General features: G+C 38.7%; 16 protein-coding genes. 12 read left to right on the plus strand and 4 right to left on the minus strand.

Features of this window, described 5'->3' with window-relative positions:
* Positions 1-66 precede the first annotated feature (66 nt).
* Entirely contained in the window at positions 67-915 is an 849-nt protein-coding gene (locus OC457_RS18590; protein ID WP_080173903.1) for a hypothetical protein, read from the minus strand.
* A gap of 273 nt (positions 916-1,188) precedes the next feature.
* Complete coding sequence (locus tag OC457_RS18595; RefSeq protein ID WP_080173902.1) at positions 1,189-2,127, minus strand: Dyp-type peroxidase; 939 nt, start codon at positions 2,125-2,127, stop codon at positions 1,189-1,191.
* A 471-nt stretch (positions 2,128-2,598) separates the two neighbouring features.
* Between OC457_RS18595 and OC457_RS18600 the strand changes: the two genes are divergently transcribed.
* From OC457_RS18600 to OC457_RS18620, 5 genes are all read left to right on the plus strand, one after another.
* On the plus strand, positions 2,599-2,796 hold the full coding sequence (locus tag OC457_RS18600) for a hypothetical protein (RefSeq protein WP_036791113.1): 198 nt from the start codon (positions 2,599-2,601) through the stop codon (positions 2,794-2,796).
* A gap of 144 nt (positions 2,797-2,940) precedes the next feature.
* The gene (locus OC457_RS18605) at positions 2,941-3,336 is read left to right on the plus strand and encodes a hypothetical protein (protein ID WP_144379582.1); all 396 of its coding nucleotides are present in this window, start codon (positions 2,941-2,943) and stop codon (positions 3,334-3,336) included.
* Positions 3,337-3,605: 269 nt separating this feature from the next.
* Positions 3,606-5,267 carry a hypothetical protein gene (locus OC457_RS18610; RefSeq protein WP_080173900.1) on the plus strand — a complete coding sequence of 554 codons (1,662 nt, stop codon included), beginning with the start codon at positions 3,606-3,608 and terminating at the stop codon, positions 5,265-5,267.
* Between the two features lie 253 nt (positions 5,268-5,520).
* A complete protein-coding gene (locus OC457_RS18615) occupies positions 5,521-6,531 on the plus strand; it encodes a transposase (protein ID WP_080173899.1) in 1,011 nt (336 codons plus the stop codon).
* A 511-nt stretch (positions 6,532-7,042) separates the two neighbouring features.
* Positions 7,043-7,552: a YgjV family protein gene (locus OC457_RS18620; protein WP_080173898.1), complete on the plus strand. Its 510-nt coding sequence runs from the start codon at positions 7,043-7,045 to the stop codon at positions 7,550-7,552.
* Between the two features lie 63 nt (positions 7,553-7,615).
* Here OC457_RS18620 and hemB read toward each other — a convergent pair whose 3' ends face one another.
* Positions 7,616-8,608 carry a porphobilinogen synthase gene (gene hemB, locus OC457_RS18625; protein WP_080173897.1) on the minus strand — a complete coding sequence of 331 codons (993 nt, stop codon included), beginning with the start codon at positions 8,606-8,608 and terminating at the stop codon, positions 7,616-7,618.
* 130 nt (positions 8,609-8,738) lie between these two features.
* On the opposite strand from hemB, the gene OC457_RS18630 reads away from it, so the two are divergent.
* The 3 genes from OC457_RS18630 (at position 8,739) to OC457_RS18640 (ending at position 11,436) form a co-directional block, all read left to right on the plus strand.
* Entirely contained in the window at positions 8,739-9,044 is a 306-nt protein-coding gene (locus tag OC457_RS18630; protein ID WP_080173896.1) for a hypothetical protein, read from the plus strand.
* A 212-nt stretch (positions 9,045-9,256) separates the two neighbouring features.
* The gene (gene trxC, locus OC457_RS18635; protein WP_080173895.1) at positions 9,257-9,691 is read left to right on the plus strand and encodes a thioredoxin TrxC; all 435 of its coding nucleotides are present in this window, start codon (positions 9,257-9,259) and stop codon (positions 9,689-9,691) included.
* Positions 9,692-10,170: 479 nt separating this feature from the next.
* Positions 10,171-11,436 carry a NupC/NupG family nucleoside CNT transporter gene (locus OC457_RS18640; protein WP_080173894.1) on the plus strand — a complete coding sequence of 422 codons (1,266 nt, stop codon included), beginning with the start codon at positions 10,171-10,173 and terminating at the stop codon, positions 11,434-11,436.
* Positions 11,437-11,541: 105 nt separating this feature from the next.
* Here the strand turns inward: OC457_RS18640 and OC457_RS18645 are convergent, their stop codons facing one another.
* Positions 11,542-12,411: an NAD(P)-dependent oxidoreductase gene (locus OC457_RS18645; protein WP_080173893.1), complete on the minus strand. Its 870-nt coding sequence runs from the start codon at positions 12,409-12,411 to the stop codon at positions 11,542-11,544.
* A 213-nt stretch (positions 12,412-12,624) separates the two neighbouring features.
* Between OC457_RS18645 and OC457_RS18650 the strand changes: the two genes are divergently transcribed.
* From OC457_RS18650 to OC457_RS18665, 4 genes are all read left to right on the plus strand, one after another.
* Positions 12,625-13,272, plus strand: a complete 648-nt coding sequence (locus tag OC457_RS18650) for a hypothetical protein (protein ID WP_080173892.1) — start codon at positions 12,625-12,627, stop codon at positions 13,270-13,272.
* Positions 13,273-13,525: 253 nt separating this feature from the next.
* Positions 13,526-15,340, plus strand: coding sequence for a protein translocase subunit SecD (secD, locus tag OC457_RS18655; RefSeq protein WP_080173891.1), 1,815 nt, complete (start codon positions 13,526-13,528; stop codon positions 15,338-15,340).
* A 4-nt stretch (positions 15,341-15,344) separates the two neighbouring features.
* Complete coding sequence (gene secF, locus OC457_RS18660) at positions 15,345-16,247, plus strand: protein translocase subunit SecF (RefSeq protein ID WP_080173890.1); 903 nt, start codon at positions 15,345-15,347, stop codon at positions 16,245-16,247.
* A 161-nt stretch (positions 16,248-16,408) separates the two neighbouring features.
* Complete coding sequence (locus OC457_RS18665; RefSeq protein WP_080173889.1) at positions 16,409-16,723, plus strand: hypothetical protein; 315 nt, start codon at positions 16,409-16,411, stop codon at positions 16,721-16,723.
* The last annotated feature ends 149 nt before the right edge of the window (positions 16,724-16,872 follow it).

Raw genomic sequence — 16,872 nt, forward strand, 5'->3', positions numbered from 1 at the left:
GAATGCAATATCGTCGCGCTGTTTTACGTAAGTTATATGCCTTTATAGGTATACAAATTAGCGTTGTTATTGGCAGATAAACCAAGATTTAGCATCAGCTTCTATAATGGCTTTTTTATGCCATGGTAGTGGCGTTGAAATTGGTGCAATACGAACATCCCCCTTGATCTTGCGCGTTGCAAGCACTCGAACGCGGCCATCTTTTACACTTTCAATCGTACCTTTGTAAGTTACCCCGTAGGCATCGTTCTTCGACTTTTTATACATACACACAGTTTCACCTACATGAGTCGCAATAAAGGCAGTCTCCTCCGTCCATGCTTCTTCTGTCGGTGGTGGCGTCGCATCATCAAGGTGATTAATAGCCTTGGTCGTCATTAATGTACGATGTACGGAATAGGGTTGATAACCTAATAATGCAGCTCCATCGATCCATGCTGATTGCGGAATATCACGGTTTTCAATAATGCGCATGGTGACGAAAGGACCGCCAGAACAAATATCAGCCCATAGATCAATAGTAGAAATGCGTGCTGCAAAGAGGGGTTTTTCTTGAACAGTATTAGGATGTTGAACACACCACGTGCCCGTCTCTAAATTAACCATTGAACCTTTGTTGATCGAACATGTTTGAGCCGCTAATTGGTTGAACTGTTCCATATCTAGTTGTGCTTGTTGGTTGCTATTTGAGCAATAACGGTAACTATAAGAAAAAGTCTCTTTAGGATAAAACATCCCTTTATCAACAACAACGCCATTACTACGAGTGCTATCGGCAGCGATGAATTTTTTCGTGACGGTTTTAAAACTGTAGTCAGGTGCAGGTTTTGGCGGTGGTGGTGGTGTTGAGCTACAACCCGCAACAACAGCAATAACTGCAGCGAGTGATAGGCGAGTAAAAAGGGTGTTATACATTCTTGCCCCCAGAGAAAATGTTTTTTCATCGATATGATAAAAAAAACGCTAATAATAAGTAAGTCTATAGGGGACAACAGAAATTGTTAGGAAGCAAGCCATTATTCTGTAAATTAAAATACGTATTAATAGATTCAATGAGTTAGTGATAACAAATATTTACATACGTCTATTTATATTGACTAATTACGTATTTATTCACGGCGCAATGTAATCAGCCCATTAGCGATAAACGTTAATGGGCTGATAAAGATAACCAATTATTTATGAATATTAATCCGCAAAAGTATCGAGTAATGTTTGTGAAACGATAAAGTAATTAGTCCCTGTTTTCGCTTCAACAAAATCAAGTAAACGGTCGTAGTGACCATTACTATCTGCATTGATCATTTGTTGTAATGATGTACTCATTGTAATAGGTGATGCAGTTAACCCGATGAACATCGTGCCATGCTCCATTGCATTACCGTAAGGACGGTTTTGACGCAGCATTTTAATTTCTTTATCGTCAACGATCACTTTACTTTTATTATTGTGCGCCCAAACAGGCTTCACATCATCATCAAGTTCAATATCATCGAGCTTGGTACGACCAACAACTTGCTCTTGGTATTCTGTTGATTGCTTATCCCATAGACCTTGACGATCAATGTAACGTTGAACCGTTAAGTAGCTACCACCTTGGTGAATATCAAGATCATCAACCACTAATACCGCTTTCATGCGAGATTCATTTTTAGGGTTTTCTGTGCCATCAACAAAATCAATCATGTCACGACTATCAAGGTATTTAAAGCCTTGAATATCTTCGATTAATGTTGCAACGTCAGCAAATGCTAGCGCCAAATATTTAGCTGCTTGGTAGTTTAAATCCATACGCTCGGATTTAATCATGATAAACACATCACCCGGAGTGCTTGGGAATTGACGTTCGCCATCAGCCATCGCTTTAAAGTCTTGCAGTAAAGCAGGTGCAGGCGTTGTTGGGAAAGCTGTAGACCAACCATGGTGAGAAACCGCCACTGTAAAGCTAAGGTCTGCGGTTGAATCTTTTTGCCCAATAGATTTTTCAATGATCTGAATTTTAGCGAAAGCATCACTAACGGCTTTGGCATCAATATCTGCTTTAAAAACAAAAGTGAGATATTCAGCAAACGTGTTTGGATTTGATAAAGCGCCTGATTGGGCACGTTCAGATAACATTGCATTCATAATAGTAGACCTTAATTAAAGCTATCTTGATACGGTACGCTTTTTAGATAGCGAGCTATAGGTAAATTTTCGTAATGTAAAGTTTCACATTTTAGACTGTAAAATGATACCTAATCTGTTGTTAATAGTGAAACAACGAAGTGTATTAACTGTGTATGTCGTTAATGATTTTTACTTCTAATGGTCTTAACGTGACGTTATGAAATTAGTTCAGTTTTTGAGAAATAAAAGCGAATAAATACATGAGGCAAAAAGGCAACATAGAGAAATAAATATTTGCGGTTGAGCATTGTTATTTGTGAGACGTGAATGATCAAAACTACGCAATAAATAGATCTATTACTAGTATTTTTTGGTTATTTTATTACGAATATGGCCTTGTTCACAAAGTTGTTGTTATGTGCTTTTTTCAATTAAAAACCTTTGATACTAAGTACTGCATGTCGACACAGGTTTCTTTAGGAGGGTATTGTGTCTATTAACTCTATCGATTATTCAGAAATTTCTTCCGTTTCATCTAAGTGGGAACACAAAGACGATTCGGCGACCAACATCGCAGATAGCAAGAAGCAGCAAGGTGCTGCAAGACGACGCATTGAGATGCTACGCGATATTCAAGCCAGTGGGTTAACCCTCGCCGAAGCGCGAGAGTTGGGTTTATTACATTAAGTATTGAGTGGGTTAGCGTAAGCCTCATAAAGGCTAACAATCATGAATTCGTCACTAAATAGGTCACTAAGAGAGTCACTAAACCAAAAACCAGACAGGATTTACTTCACGGTTATTAAAAGAGGTAACATTTATCATCAGCGGATGACATGTGTAGGCAATACAGGTAAACCACGAGCAAGTGTTACCGTATCCCTAAGAACAAAAAGTGCCATCACCGCCAAAGCGAACGCTGAGCAACTTAAAAACAAGTTGGTTAGTACAAATGGAGCATTAGACTGTTTTGATAATGCTCGCTACACGCTAAAGAATCTTGCCTGTACTCTCAGTACACCAATAGGGATACCACTCGGTGTCCCTTTTTCTTGTTCAGATAACACCCCAACAGCAGAACCTGTATCATCTATTCCAGAGAAACCCACATTCAAGCCAATGACGTTTACAGATGTTGCTTATGCCCCCAAACAACTACCGTCATTCCCTACAGTGAATGCCCGCGAGGGCGATAGGGAATCTACTATCAGCGCGTTGAATTTTTAAAGTAAATATATGGCTGTCCTGTATTCGTTTGATGCAGCTCTTTTGTACTGTATTTATGTACAGCACCAGTTGTTAGTAGAAAAACCGGAAACTAAATGGCAAGTGCCCGATTTTGTGATTACTATCGGGATCCATAAGTAAAAACGCATCTGATTTATAAAGTTTTTTATATTGTTAAGAGATAAATACGGGCGTATGTTCAAAGAACAAATTCGGGCAAGTTGTTAATATAATAAGTTGTTATACCTTTATTCACATGGAGTTTTATTATGCATCGTAACATTACGTATAGTGAAGATGATTATTATTTGAGCTATTTAAATATATCACTTCATAATGGATCACCAATGCGCTTGTGCGGTGGGAGGTTTGCTTCTTATATTGAAAAAAAATTTGGAATAAAGAAACTACCTTACGATATTAAGCTAATAGACCTAATTCTAGATGGTGACAATACTGATGAGCTCTTCGTTGAACTACCAAAAGAATATTTTCTTAACTGGGAACGTTACCCTTGTCTAGGTGAACAAGTAAAAGAAAGTTCAAGTGATTTTGTGAAAAATGCTACATACCATGATGTATATATCATTTCGCACGATGATTCAGATCTACTGGATTTCATACATCCATATGATTCTAGTCTTAATGAATTGTTCAGAGAAAAATATAAGACTAATCATCCAGTTAATTTGGCTGCTTATGAACATTCTAATGGCCATAAATTTAGGCCATATGAGTCATATATGGCTTATTGGCGTGCTTATATTATATTTGAGACAGTTCAGAATTGTAAATTTATAGATCGCTACCTCAGTAAAACTGATGGTATTGATATTTTTAAGAAGAACTATAATCAGGTTAATAAGTTATGGGTTGATAAATACAGCTCTAGCTTTAATAGATTGGCTCTTTTTAGGTCATTTATTACAAGGGTTGAAATGTCTAATAACACTATAAGATTTACTTATAGCGACATATCCGACTTTCTGTTAACGCACTGTAATTCGTCTATATTGGATTTGAAATCTGATATGACAACGCTTCTAGAGATTCATCATGATTGGAAAAATAAGTCTAAAATATCAGGTTTGGCAACTTATGAATCTGCACTAAATCTCTTAAAAAGAGATATATATTTTCTGTTTGAGTGGCTTTGTTACGCAGGGATGAAAGAAAGCGAGGTAATAGACACTTGGATTTATAAAGATCGTCAAATGCAGAGTTGGTCACAGTTGAAAGATGTTCTAGATTTCGAGGAAGTAAAATTTTTCGAGTCTTTTAAACAATATGTTCCGTATTATTCGGGAAATATAAAAGATTGGTTGTCTTGTTATGATCTATCAACAATATATGATTATTTAAAATCATTAGATAGTTTCAACCCTTGGATTAGAGGTTTTTATGATCTCCATGAACTAATAAATAAAAAGGGTGATATCCGGTTAGTTCAACCTAGAGTTATTGATAACCTCCTTATTCTTTCAATTAGAACTGAGATCATTATACGAGAGGTATTTAGTTCACTCTCTGGAACGCAAGAACCAGATCTCTTAAAAAAGCTGTTTCTAGAGTTGCCAGGACTTATTAGTGATAGTAAAAGCACTTCTGTATTCAAGGCTATTGCTGATAAAGAAAATTGGGGCTTAACTGAGCTAAGAGAGAGACCCGAAGATATCTTCTCAAAGGTTGATGCTTGCAATGTTGGTAAGAATTGGTCGAAAGATCAGAAGTATTTTTTCAAACAATTATTGAAGTTCGTTACATCAAGAAATTATTTTGCACATCATTCTTATAAAGATAGTGAACTTAATAATCATATTACGGAAATGTGTGGTAATGTTTTTGTTTCGTGTTTGCATTCCGTATTGTATATCTCAGCATTGTCATCGCAAGGTATAAATCAAAATAGGACACCCAGAACTTCCCTTTAGAAAACAGATAATAATTAACATTATTGCCAGGGCTGATTATCGTCATCCCTGATGATGAATGCTGAGCTTAACCCTCTGTTATTCCTTACAGTGAATGCCGCTATGGTGATAGGAAATCGACTCACAGCGCATTTGATTTTTAAAGTAAAGATATGGCTGTCCTATATTCTGCAAAAAATAAAGGACAGCCATAATATTGCGCATCAACCATGAGTGACTACACTTAAGCTTCAAGTTGCTTATGGTGAAACGAATGACAACCTCAAGACGGAAATTGATAGAGCCTCAAATAACGCCTTTTTATCATGTGATTAACCGCTGTGTTCGGCGGGCATATTTATGTGGGAACGATCCGTATAACGGTAAAAATTATCACCATCGCCGTGGTTGGATAGTCAATAAAATCAAACAATTGTCGATGGTATTTTGTATCGATGTCTGTGCTTATGCGGTGATGAATAACCATTACCATTTAGTACTAAAAATAGATACTGAACAACAACAAAAGCTAACCCCAGAAGAAGTGATATCACGTTGGTTGCAGTTGTTTAATGGGCATCCTATAGCGGTCGATTTTTTAAAAGAGGGTCAAATTAGCCCGGATAAACAACAAGCACTGTCAGCCTTAGTCACTGAATGGCAACAACGCTTAGGCAGTATTAGCTGGTTTATGCGCTGTTTAAATGAAGAGATCGCGCGAAAAGCTAATAAAGAAGATCAATGTAAAGGCGCATTTTGGGAAGGACGGTTTAAGTCGCAAGCTCTTTTGGATCAACAAGCATTACTATCGTGCATGATGTACGTTGATTTAAATCCTATTAGAGCGGGCGTGGCGCCATCATTAGAGCAATCAGATTTCACCTCGATTCAGCAGCGCATTCGCGAATATCATCAACCTAAAATCTCTCGATCAAGTAAAGTATCACCCCGCGCTAACCATTTTCAATTATTACCTTTTGTAGGCGCTGAGCACCAAGCTAAAAAAGCAGGAATAGACGTTGCTTTTGCCGATTATCTTGAGCTTATTGACTGGACAGGCCGATGTATTCGTAATGATAAAAAGGGCTTTATTACATCTAACCAGCCCAAGATTTTACAACAATTGGGGATAACGTCAGATGCTTGGCTTGAGCACAGTGAACAGTTTATGGAGCGTTATGCCAATGTAAGTGGAAAATGGTCTCGAATGTGTGCTTTCAAACAACATGCAGGTGGGCATTGGTGCAAAGGAAAATCAGCGAGTCACCAGTTACACCCTAAATAGACATAGCTTCATAACTAGATGAAAATAGCGTAATAACCGTTAGGATTGCGGGCATTGGCGATCGCGAAATATAGTATTAGCACTTATTTACCAATAAATTAAAGACTAAGTGGTAATTTTTATAGTTAATGAGTCTATTTTAGATGAATGGTTATTTTATTAGGGGCTAAATTTAAGAGCTTAAATATTTGGCTGTCCTTTAGTTTTGTTAGTTTTGTTAGTTTTTTTTCTTTTGGGCTATGGTGAATGGTAACGAAAGGTGGCATCACTTTTTTTCTTCGATATTTTCCTGTAGGATCGCGCTTATTATTAGCGACCCTGACAGGAGGAATACAACATGAGTCTATTTAACGTTCAAGTTCCCTCTACCTGTCATTCTCAACTTCTTCAGACTCACGCAGTCGCGATATACCTCCCCTGCAATTTATAACCTGAATCATATTGTTCAGCGTTTCATAGCCTTGAGCGGCTAGGACGTTTTCTATATTACTTGGTTATTATTGGAGGGGTTATGTCCCTTTTTGTCGCCTCCCAAATATTGGTTGGTTTAGCTGCGCTATTTGATATCGCATCGTTTCAATTTAAAAATCGTACTGTGCTTTTGTCTGCTTTATGTATATCTGCATTATTGATTGCAGCTCATTTCATGCTGCTTGATGAGTGGACGGCTGCGTGTTTGCTGATAATAGGATCGTGCCGATACTTAGCTGGTATTTTTATCTCAAACCCTAAAATAAAGTGGCTGTTCTATTTGGTTACTTTATTAGGTACTGTTATAACTTTCAGTGGTTTAACAAGTATTCTGAGCTGTACAGCATCGTTATTGCATACAAAAGCATCGTTTAGTAGCAATGATAAGCTAATGCGGTGGCTGATGGTTATAGGAACAGTAGTGTGGGGTGTGCATGATGTGATCGTTGGCTCACCGGTTGCGGTATTAATCGATGTTTTGTTTGTTATAAGTAGTATCATTGGTTACTACAGAATATATATCAAAAGTCCATGCCTTCTAAAAGTATAGGACACCCTCAAAGCATCATTGCTATTGAAACAATGATGCTTAAAGACAAGTTCATTGAACCGATTAGGCTTTATCTTGTGCCAACCATTCAGCGACTTGTTTGGTGTAGTAGCTGACAATAAGATCAGCACCGGCACGTTTAAAGCCAGTTAATGTTTCATAGACCACACGCTTTTCATCTAATGCGCCTGCTAATGCGGCAAACTTGATTCCTGCATATTCGCCACCGACTTGATAGACTGCCAATGGTAAATTGGTTTTATGACGAAGATTGGCAACCACATCAAGGTAAGGTGTGCCGGGTTTCACCATTAGAATATCAGCACCTTCTTCTTCATCAAGCAAAGCTTCGACTAAGGCTTGACGACCATTAGCACAATCCATTTGGTAGGCTTTGCGATCACCGCTTAATTCACAATCAACTGCGGTACGGAAAGGACCATAAAAAGCAGACGCAAACTTTACTGCATGCGCCAAAATTGCAACATGTTCAAACCCAGCGGCATCTAATCCTTCACGAATGGCTTTTACTTGGCCGTCCATCATTGCTGATGGGGCTAACATATCGGCACCTGCTTTTGCTGCTGTGACACTTTGCTTAACTAATAATTCTAGCGTTTCGTCATTTAATACATGCTCATCATGGTAAACGCCACAATGACCGTGAGTAGTGTATTCACAAAAACAAATATCAGGGATCACCATCATGTCAGGGCAGGCGGCTTTAATGGTTTTTACCATACGTGCGAGTAAGCCGTTATCATTCCATGTATCACTGCCGATCTCATCTTTCGTGTGCGAGATACCAAATGGCATTACATAGCGAATACCAAGCTTATAAAGGGTATTTATTTCATCAGCTAGCATGGTTTCTGGAATACGCGAAATACCGGGCATTGTGCTAATGGCTACTGCTTCTGTTAAATGTTCTTCAATGAAGAGAGGGTGAATAAGATCAGCCAATTTAAATTCATGTTCACGTACAAGATCGCGCATATTAGCGGTGCGACGCATACGACGAATACGTTTAACGGGAACAGAGGTAGAGTTTGTCATTAGAGAATTCTATTGTTTATGTTAATGGAGTATACATCATACAAATGTTAGTGTTTAGAATGCAATAGATAAAGGTATTGGTTCTAAAGCCGACTAAACTTAATGCGAAAGCTCTTACCCTGAGGTTATTATGAAAGTAATGTTATTGTTGATGTTGTCTATTTTATCTTTTCAAGCATCAGCACAAGAGAGGTATGTGTGCAAAGATGGCACCGCAGAGCGTACTGTTGAGGTAGTTTATAGCCAACCGGGTCACAAAGTACCTTGTGATGTTAAATATACTAAAGCAAGTGGTAGCCAAGTGTTATGGAGTGCAAGCCATGAGATTGGTTACTGTGAAACGAAAGCTCAAACCTTTGCGGCTAAGTTAGGTACGTTAGGCTGGACTTGTTCTAAGGCCGAGAAGACGGTAGCAGAACAGCCATTGAGTGAATAAGATCGTTTAACGGTATTAAACGGATTAAAGAAGATCAATTTTTAATCCGTTTAGTTTTTTGCTTTAGTTTATTGGTAACCACTGATCATATAACACCAATCTAGATCCATAGGTTTTTCCTATCAGCTTAATCAGTAAAAACAGCTTTTGTTTTGATAATGATGGGGATAGATTAAATAGCAATAGTTTAGAATTAGATTCGGATATTCATTATGACAACCATGACAACTCGCTGCCCACATTGTAAAGCGTTGAACCGTTTACCTCTTGATCGTATTAACGATGAAGCGACATGTGGAACTTGTAAAGAAAAATTGCTTGATGGTATGCCGATAGAAGGCACTCCAGATAACTTTGCAAATTTAATCAATGGTGATAAACCTGTCGTTGTTGATTTTTGGGCTCCTTGGTGTAACCCATGTGTCGGTTTTGCTCCCGTTTTTGCAGATGTTGCCAATGAACGTAATGGCACTGCGCGTTTTGTTAAGATCGATACTGAAGCGCAACAGGCATTAGCCAGCCAATACCGTATTCGTAGCATTCCAACCATTATGGTCTTTAAAGGCGGTAAAATGGTAGACATGCTAAATGGTGCAATGCCTAAAACTGCATTTGATGAGTGGCTAAATAACGCATTAACAAAATAACAGTTAGTCATCTGTTTTGTTTAGTGGTTATATTTGCTGGTGGTATATTGAATTGTTAAAGCCTAGTTATCTACACATAACTGGGCTTTTTTGTGCATTTTTTTCAATATAATAGTCTGAAAATGGCGTATTCAGGTTATTATTTATGCTAATTATGTATAAATGTAAAAAAACACTATACTAAATTTTTAATGTGACCAAGATCTCTATATACTCTCGCCTCGGCCAGAACAATTACGTTCAGCCACCTTATTACAAGCTGTCACTAGGATATGTGAACGACCCACGGAGTTGGACCGGCGTTAACTATAGCTTGTTAATTTAGGTGACTTGTATGTTGTACCATTGGACGAACACCCCTTTAGTTATTTACGCATATTGGCGTAATATCCATCTTTTGTTGACCCTTCAGCAAATGTTTTTCCGATGCCACAACACAATCAATACCTACATTATTCGCAACACAATAGGACGAAATAATGCAGTTGTTAATTAGTTTGGCCGGTATTGTCGTACTGGTTTTATTCGCAATTTTACTTTCAGATAACCGTAAAGCTATTAACTGGCGCACAGTGCTGGGTGCTTTAGTGCTACAAGCTGGTTTTGCAGCATTGGTACTGTATGTGCCTCTTGGACAAAAAATGCTTGGCGCAATGAGCCACGGTATTGCGGGTTTATTAAGCTTTGCTGATGTTGGTATACAGTTTGTTTTTGGTGATTTATCTAACATTGAGAAAAGCGGTTTTGTGTTTGCGATCCGTGTCTTACCATTGGTGATCTTTATTAGTGCTTTAATTTCATTGCTATACTACTTCGGTATTATGCAATGGATAATTAAAGTATTAGGTGGTGGTATTCAGAAATTATTGGGTACTAGCCGCGCGGAATCATTAGTTGCAACGGGTAATATATTTTTGTCACAGGGTGAGTCTCCATTATTGGTGCGTCCATTCTTAGCTAAAATGACCCGTTCTGAGCTTTTTGTTGTAATGACATGTGGTATGGCATCTGTTGCGGGTTCAGTATTAGGTGGTTATGCAGGTTTAGGTGTTGATCTTAAATTTCTAATTGCTGCTAGTTTTATGGCTGCGCCAGGTGGTTTGTTAATGGCTAAGATTTTAGTGCCAGAACAACAAGTACCAGAAGAACAAGTTGAAATTGAAATGGCAACCAGTGAGCACAGTAATGCGATTGATGCATTGGCGGCTGGTGCAATGAACGGTATGAAAGTATCAGTTGCGATTGGTACGATGTTAATTGCATTTGTCAGTGTGATTGCAATGGCGAATGCTGGCCTAGAGCAAGTAGGTTATGGCCTAGCAAGTTTAACCTCTGCGATTGGCATGGATACCGTATCACAATGGTTTGCAACGACACCACTGAGCATGCAACTTATTCTTGGCTATATCTTTTCACCATTAGCATTTGTTATTGGCGTACCAACCCACGAAATGATGGCAGCGGGTACGTTTATTGGTGAAAAACTGATTCTAAATGAATTTGTGGCCTTCATGGATTTTGCTTCAATTAAAGAGACATTATCAGAGCATACTCAAGTTATTATTACTTTTGCGTTATGTGGTTTTGCTAATATCGGCTCTATTGCGATTCAGATTGGTTCAATTGGCGTAATGGCACCTGAGCGTCGTAGTGATGTAGCAAAATTAGGCTTTAAAGCAGTGATGGCGGCAACATTAGCGAACTTAATGAGTGCAACCTTAGCGGGTATTTTTGTCACACTTTAATTAATATGCTTTCTAGATAAACAATCTAGATATAAAAAATGATTAAGCCGTAGCAAAGATTGTTGCTACGGCTTTGTTATTTCTAGTGTTTAGTATTTTAAGTTACTATTTATCAAATTGTTTGATTAAGATTGATGTATCTGCGCGATTAAATCCACGATGTTGTAATTTTTCATATTCAGCATCAACTTGTTTGGCTAATGGAAGCTCAACATTAAGTTTCTCGGCAGCATCAAAGCAAATCGCAAGATCTTTACGCATCCAGTCAATGGCAAAGCCAAAATCAAAGGAATCTACCGCCATGGTTTGCGCGCGATTTTCTAATTGCCATGATCCAGCTGCGCCATGCTTTAATACTTCAGTCATGGTATGGATATCCAGTCCAACGGCTTTGGCGAGGGTGACGGCTTCTGATAATCCTTGCAAAACACCCGCAATACATAATTGATTGGCCATTTTTGTTATTTGACCATAACCTGTTTCACCCATGAGTGTTGTTGCTTTTGCATATTGTGAAATAGCATGTTTGGCTTTATTAAATACCGCTTCATTACCACCCACCATAACGGTTAAGCAGCCATTGATAGCTCCCGCTTCACCACCTGAGACGGGTGCATCTAAAAAATCACAACCAATAACATGAGCAGCATTTGCAATTTCACGCGCAATATCAGCCGAGGCAGTGGTATGGTCGACTAAAATAGCCCCTGGCTTAGCGGTGACTAAAATACCTTGTGGGCCTTTATAAATTTCGCGTACGTCATCATCGTTACCCACACAGGTGAAAATAATGTCGGCTTCTTTTGCTGCATCACAAGGCGTAAGGGCAATAGTACCATCATATTCTTGAGCCCAAGCCTCTGCTTTTGTTTGAGTTCGGTTATAAACGGTAACATGGTATCCCGCTTTAGCGAGGTGACCAGCCATAGGGTAACCCATTGTCCCAAGGCCTAAAAAAGCAACGTTTGCTGTCATCGTTAATACTTCCTTGATTTTAATTGTGAGCAATTTGTAATATTATAACAGACTGCATTATTGCGTAAATGGGAATGAGTTGTATGTGTTTTATGCAAATAAGTGAAGATTATCAACAGGATTAATTATTCGAAATTAATCGCTTGTAACAATTTGTGTTGCCAATTATCATAACCCTTACTTTTATTTTACGGATTGGTTTAGTCAAACCTCATGTTGTCAGTTGTGCTACGTATAATGCTATTGGTGTTATGTTTAGGAGCAAGCTCATTTGCTTCCGCATCGCCACAGCCAAATATTATGCATTTCACGTCAACCAGTCCGGTTTATACTGATGTTATTGAAGCACCAGTATTGAATATTAATATAATGAACACTACTACGGTGACGACGGATATAGCCAATCACACTGTTCAGCCTTTTACGCATCAACATAAGACTGAGCAAGCGCCGAGACAAAAACATCCTACAGATCGCTATGTAAGTAACAATGGTTTACCTGTTTCTTTTTACGGCACAAGGTTAGTATGGAATTTTCCATCGCCAACGAATATTAAACTACCGCTCCATAGTGGAAAGCATCATCGTGCTGAAGTTATTAATTTAAGTAATATGATTAATATCTCTACACGATCTTTGAATAGCTTTTATCATAGTGCTGATGAAATAGCGCCAACCTTTGAACTGGCATTTGAACTTCCCTTACTTCCTATACCAATGCTTGCTATTGGATATGCAGAACCCCTCAGCCCTCAAACTGATTGGATTTTAACAATAAAATCTTCAGCATCTCGAGTCTCTGGCTGGAAAGAATCTAATTTACTCTATTCACATTACGGGCATTCGTTCGTTACCGCATAAGACATTACTGGTGCTTATGTCATTTATGGCATGGTGTGCTTTACTTAGTGATGTTGCTTTCCTCGACACATAAATGTTTTATTAATTTATGTATTCAATTTATCAATAGCTATTATTAATACCAACGGTTATCGGCTGTGAATATGATAACAAGCGGTAATGTTTCTATTTGAAAGATAAAATTAACAATAATTATTGATGTGTTATCGGTCGCAACAAGATGAGCTTGTTGCTAGATATATGGCTTAAAATAATGAGAAAAAAGAATAATAAACAGATTCTGAATCATTACTCAGCATGGAAGTATGTTGTGTTAATTGTGACAGTCTCGATTATGTTGCTCAGTGCTATTCCAACCTGGTATGGCGAAAATGCAGCAGTACAAATCAGTGCGAAAGGCGGCGCAATGCCAACACCTTTTGAGATTCAACGTGTTCTAAAAGAAAATGGCATTGAAGCCAAAACTATTGAACAGCAGCCAACTCGTACTATTGTGGTCGTTAATTCAACTAAAGAACAAACGAATACTAAAGAAGCATTAAACAGTATTGTTCACAATGAAGGTCGTTTAACATTAGCACTAGAACCGGCTGCACCGAAATGGCTGTTAGGCCTAGGTTTTGAGCCGATTAAGCTCGGTCTTGATTTACGTGGTGGTGTGCAGTTCTTACTTGATGTCGATATGAAAGAAGTTTATAAGCAGCATGCACAGCAGCTGACTGATGATCTTCGTAGCGATTTCCGTAAGCAAGATATTCGCGCGGCACGTTCAGAAATGACCAATAACAACCAAGTTATTGTGCGTCTGCCAAGTGAAGAAGCGAATGATAAAATTCGTACATACCTTCGTACTCAGTACCCACAATGGCAAGCGAAGAATGGCGAAGGCGATAACTTAGTCTTGTCTATGCGTGAAGATGAGCAAACGAATCTGCGTAACCTAACAGTACAGCAGAACTTGCAAACCATGCGTGGTCGTATTGAGCAACTTGGTATTACAGAAGCTTCTGTACAGCGCCAAGGTGAAAACCGTATTCGTATTGAGCTTCCTGGTGTACAAGATCCAGCTGCAGCGAAAAACGTTATTGGTGCAACGGCAAGTCTTGCTTTCTATGCAGTTAAGCAAGAAGGCACAGGTAGCACCATGATCATTGACGATAAAGAAGGTCGTCCAGTACGTGTGAGCCGTAAGCCTGTATTAACGGGTGATCATATTATCGATGCTCGTGCGAGCATGGGTGAAATGGGTACGCCTGAGGTTAATATTACCTTAGACAGTGCGGGTGGTAGCATGATGTCAGATTTCTCACGTAATAACGTGGGTCAGCCAATGGCAACGTCTTACAGCGAATATACTCGTAATGCGAAAGGGCAAACACAGCAAACGAATAAGATCATCAGTGTTGCAACTATTCAAACTCAGTTAGGTAGCCGTTTCCGTATTACCGGTGCAGGTTCTCTTGCTGATGCGCAACAATTAGCGTTACTACTACGTGCAGGTTCATTAACTGCGCCTGTAACTATCGTTGAAGAGCGTACAATTGGTCCAACATTGGGTGCTGAAAACATTAAAAATGGTTTTGCAGCGTTAGCATTAGGTTTAGGTGTGACATTAGTATTTATGGCATTGTGGTACCGTCGCCTAGGTTGGGTTGCAAACATTGCGTTGATCACTAACATGATCATGCTTTTCGGTTTAATTGCCTTGATTCCAGGGGCAGTATTAACCCTACCGGGTATTGCTGGTTTGGTATTAACCGTGGGTATGGCCGTTGATACCAACGTGCTTATTTTTGAACGTATTCGCGATATGGTTCGAGAAGGGCGCAGTTTTGCTCAAGCGATTGATCGTGGTTTCAGTAGTGCATTTGGTACTATTTTCGATGCCAACTTTACAACAATGATCACCGCAGTGGTACTTTACTCTATCGGTAATGGTCCAATTCAAGGCTTTGCATTGACGTTAGGTCTAGGTCTTCTAACCAGTATGTTTACTGGTATATTTACTTCCCGCGCCATTATTAACTTGGTTTGGGGTCGTGATTCTCGTCGAGATGTAAGGGTTTAACGCAATGAAAAATTGGATTATTACAAACTTAACTAAATTGCGTTATATGACCGGTATTGTGTCAATTGCGTTAATGGTTATCTCGATCAGCTTTATTTGTATTCGTGGCTTAAACTGGGGTCTTGATTTTACTGGCGGTGTTGTTAGTGAAGTACAGATGAACAGTCAAATCACCAGCAGTGAAATTGAACCATTGATGGATGCTGGCTTTAAGCAAGATGTCGTGGTAATTGCTGCAGATGAACCTGGACGTTGGATCCTACGCTATGCTGTACCAGCGAAAGGTGTAACATACCCAGATATTACGCAAGTACTTGATCCGCTTCATGCAAAAGTACAAGTATTAAATACCAGTATTGTTGGCCCTCAAGTAGGTGCTGAAATGGCATCTCAAGGTGGTCTAGCATTACTTGTTACTATGCTTTGTATTCTAGGTTACTTAAGCTACCGTTTTGAATGGCGTCTTGCTGCAGGTGCACTACTTGCCCTAATGCATGATGTTATTTTAGCTGTTGGTTTCTTTGCTATGACACAAATGGAGTTTAACTTAACAGTACTGGCAGCGATCTTAGCTATCTTGGGTTACTCATTGAATGACTCGATTGTTATTGCTGACCGTATTCGTGAACTTCTCATTGCGAAACCAAAACAAGATATTGAAGCAACTAACAATGAAGCGATTATTGCAACGTTCTCGCGTACGATGGTGACATCCGGTACAACGTTGATGACTATCGGTTCATTATGGTTATTAGGTGGGGCATCGCTACAGGGCTTCTCTATTGCGATGTTTATTGGTGTCTTAACCGGTACATGGTCATCAATATCAGTAGGTACATTACTTCCTGAATTCTTAGGTTTAAAACCAGAACACTACCTACCAAAACCTGAGTCACAAGATCCTTAATCGTTAATGTGATATTGTTAATGATAAGTAATAAGCCGCTAACAGTGATGTTAGCGGTTTTTTTTTGAATTGGCTCAAAGAGACGCGTTTATTTTCAGTGAAAAATGCAATTTATTGCTAGACTGAAATAAGTTAAATAAAGCATGGTGGAAGGAGATAGCATGCAAAAAAATATAATTTCAGTATGTAGTACTGTGCTATTACTGGTTGGTTGTACTCACACCAATAATGGTGATATGCGTTTTTTACCCGATCAATATGTGAATACTACTGAATATGATAGTCTTTATCATTATGGCTACAACCAAGGATGTGACTCAGCGTTAGCAAAAGCTCAAGTGGTGGGATATAGCTATACGCAAGATGTAACCTTAAACAGTACATCAAGCCGTTTTAGCGACGGATGGCAGCAAGGCTACTCTGCTTGTGAGGTTGGGAAAGAGATATTGCTATATAATTTATCAAAGACACGCTAAGGTTTTGACGTACATCACCATTTTATAAATTTATGTTTGTTTTATAATTAAAGAATGTCTATTATAACCAACAAGAAGCATATGTAACTGTTAGTTTAATGATTCAAATGATAAAATATACTCAAATGGTTCTGGCAAAAAAAACAGAT

This window comes from Photobacterium toruni, from assembly GCF_024529955.1.
In the GTDB taxonomy this organism is placed as follows: Bacteria; Pseudomonadota; Gammaproteobacteria; order Enterobacterales; family Vibrionaceae; genus Photobacterium; species Photobacterium toruni.

Coding starts and splice junctions, on each gene's coding strand:
- OC457_RS18605 (WP_144379582.1), top strand. CDS start 2,941: ATGACATGTGTAGGCAATACAGGTAAACCACGAGCAAGTGTTACCGTA.
- trxC (WP_080173895.1), top strand. CDS start 9,257: ATGACAACCATGACAACTCGCTGCCCACATTGTAAAGCGTTGAACCGT.
- OC457_RS18665 (WP_080173889.1), top strand. CDS start 16,409: ATGCAAAAAAATATAATTTCAGTATGTAGTACTGTGCTATTACTGGTT.
- OC457_RS18620 (WP_080173898.1), top strand. CDS start 7,043: ATGTCCCTTTTTGTCGCCTCCCAAATATTGGTTGGTTTAGCTGCGCTA.
- secF (WP_080173890.1), top strand. CDS start 15,345: ATGAAAAATTGGATTATTACAAACTTAACTAAATTGCGTTATATGACC.
- OC457_RS18645 (WP_080173893.1), bottom strand. CDS start 12,411: ATGACAGCAAACGTTGCTTTTTTAGGCCTTGGGACAATGGGTTACCCT.
- OC457_RS18590 (WP_080173903.1), bottom strand. CDS start 915: ATGTATAACACCCTTTTTACTCGCCTATCACTCGCTGCAGTTATTGCT.
- secD (WP_080173891.1), top strand. CDS start 13,526: ATGAGAAAAAAGAATAATAAACAGATTCTGAATCATTACTCAGCATGG.
- OC457_RS18630 (WP_080173896.1), top strand. CDS start 8,739: ATGAAAGTAATGTTATTGTTGATGTTGTCTATTTTATCTTTTCAAGCA.
- hemB (WP_080173897.1), bottom strand. CDS start 8,608: ATGACAAACTCTACCTCTGTTCCCGTTAAACGTATTCGTCGTATGCGT.
- OC457_RS18615 (WP_080173899.1), top strand. CDS start 5,521: ATGACAACCTCAAGACGGAAATTGATAGAGCCTCAAATAACGCCTTTT.
- OC457_RS18650 (WP_080173892.1), top strand. CDS start 12,625: ATGTTGTCAGTTGTGCTACGTATAATGCTATTGGTGTTATGTTTAGGA.
- OC457_RS18640 (WP_080173894.1), top strand. CDS start 10,171: ATGCAGTTGTTAATTAGTTTGGCCGGTATTGTCGTACTGGTTTTATTC.
- OC457_RS18610 (WP_080173900.1), top strand. CDS start 3,606: ATGCATCGTAACATTACGTATAGTGAAGATGATTATTATTTGAGCTAT.
- OC457_RS18595 (WP_080173902.1), bottom strand. CDS start 2,127: ATGAATGCAATGTTATCTGAACGTGCCCAATCAGGCGCTTTATCAAAT.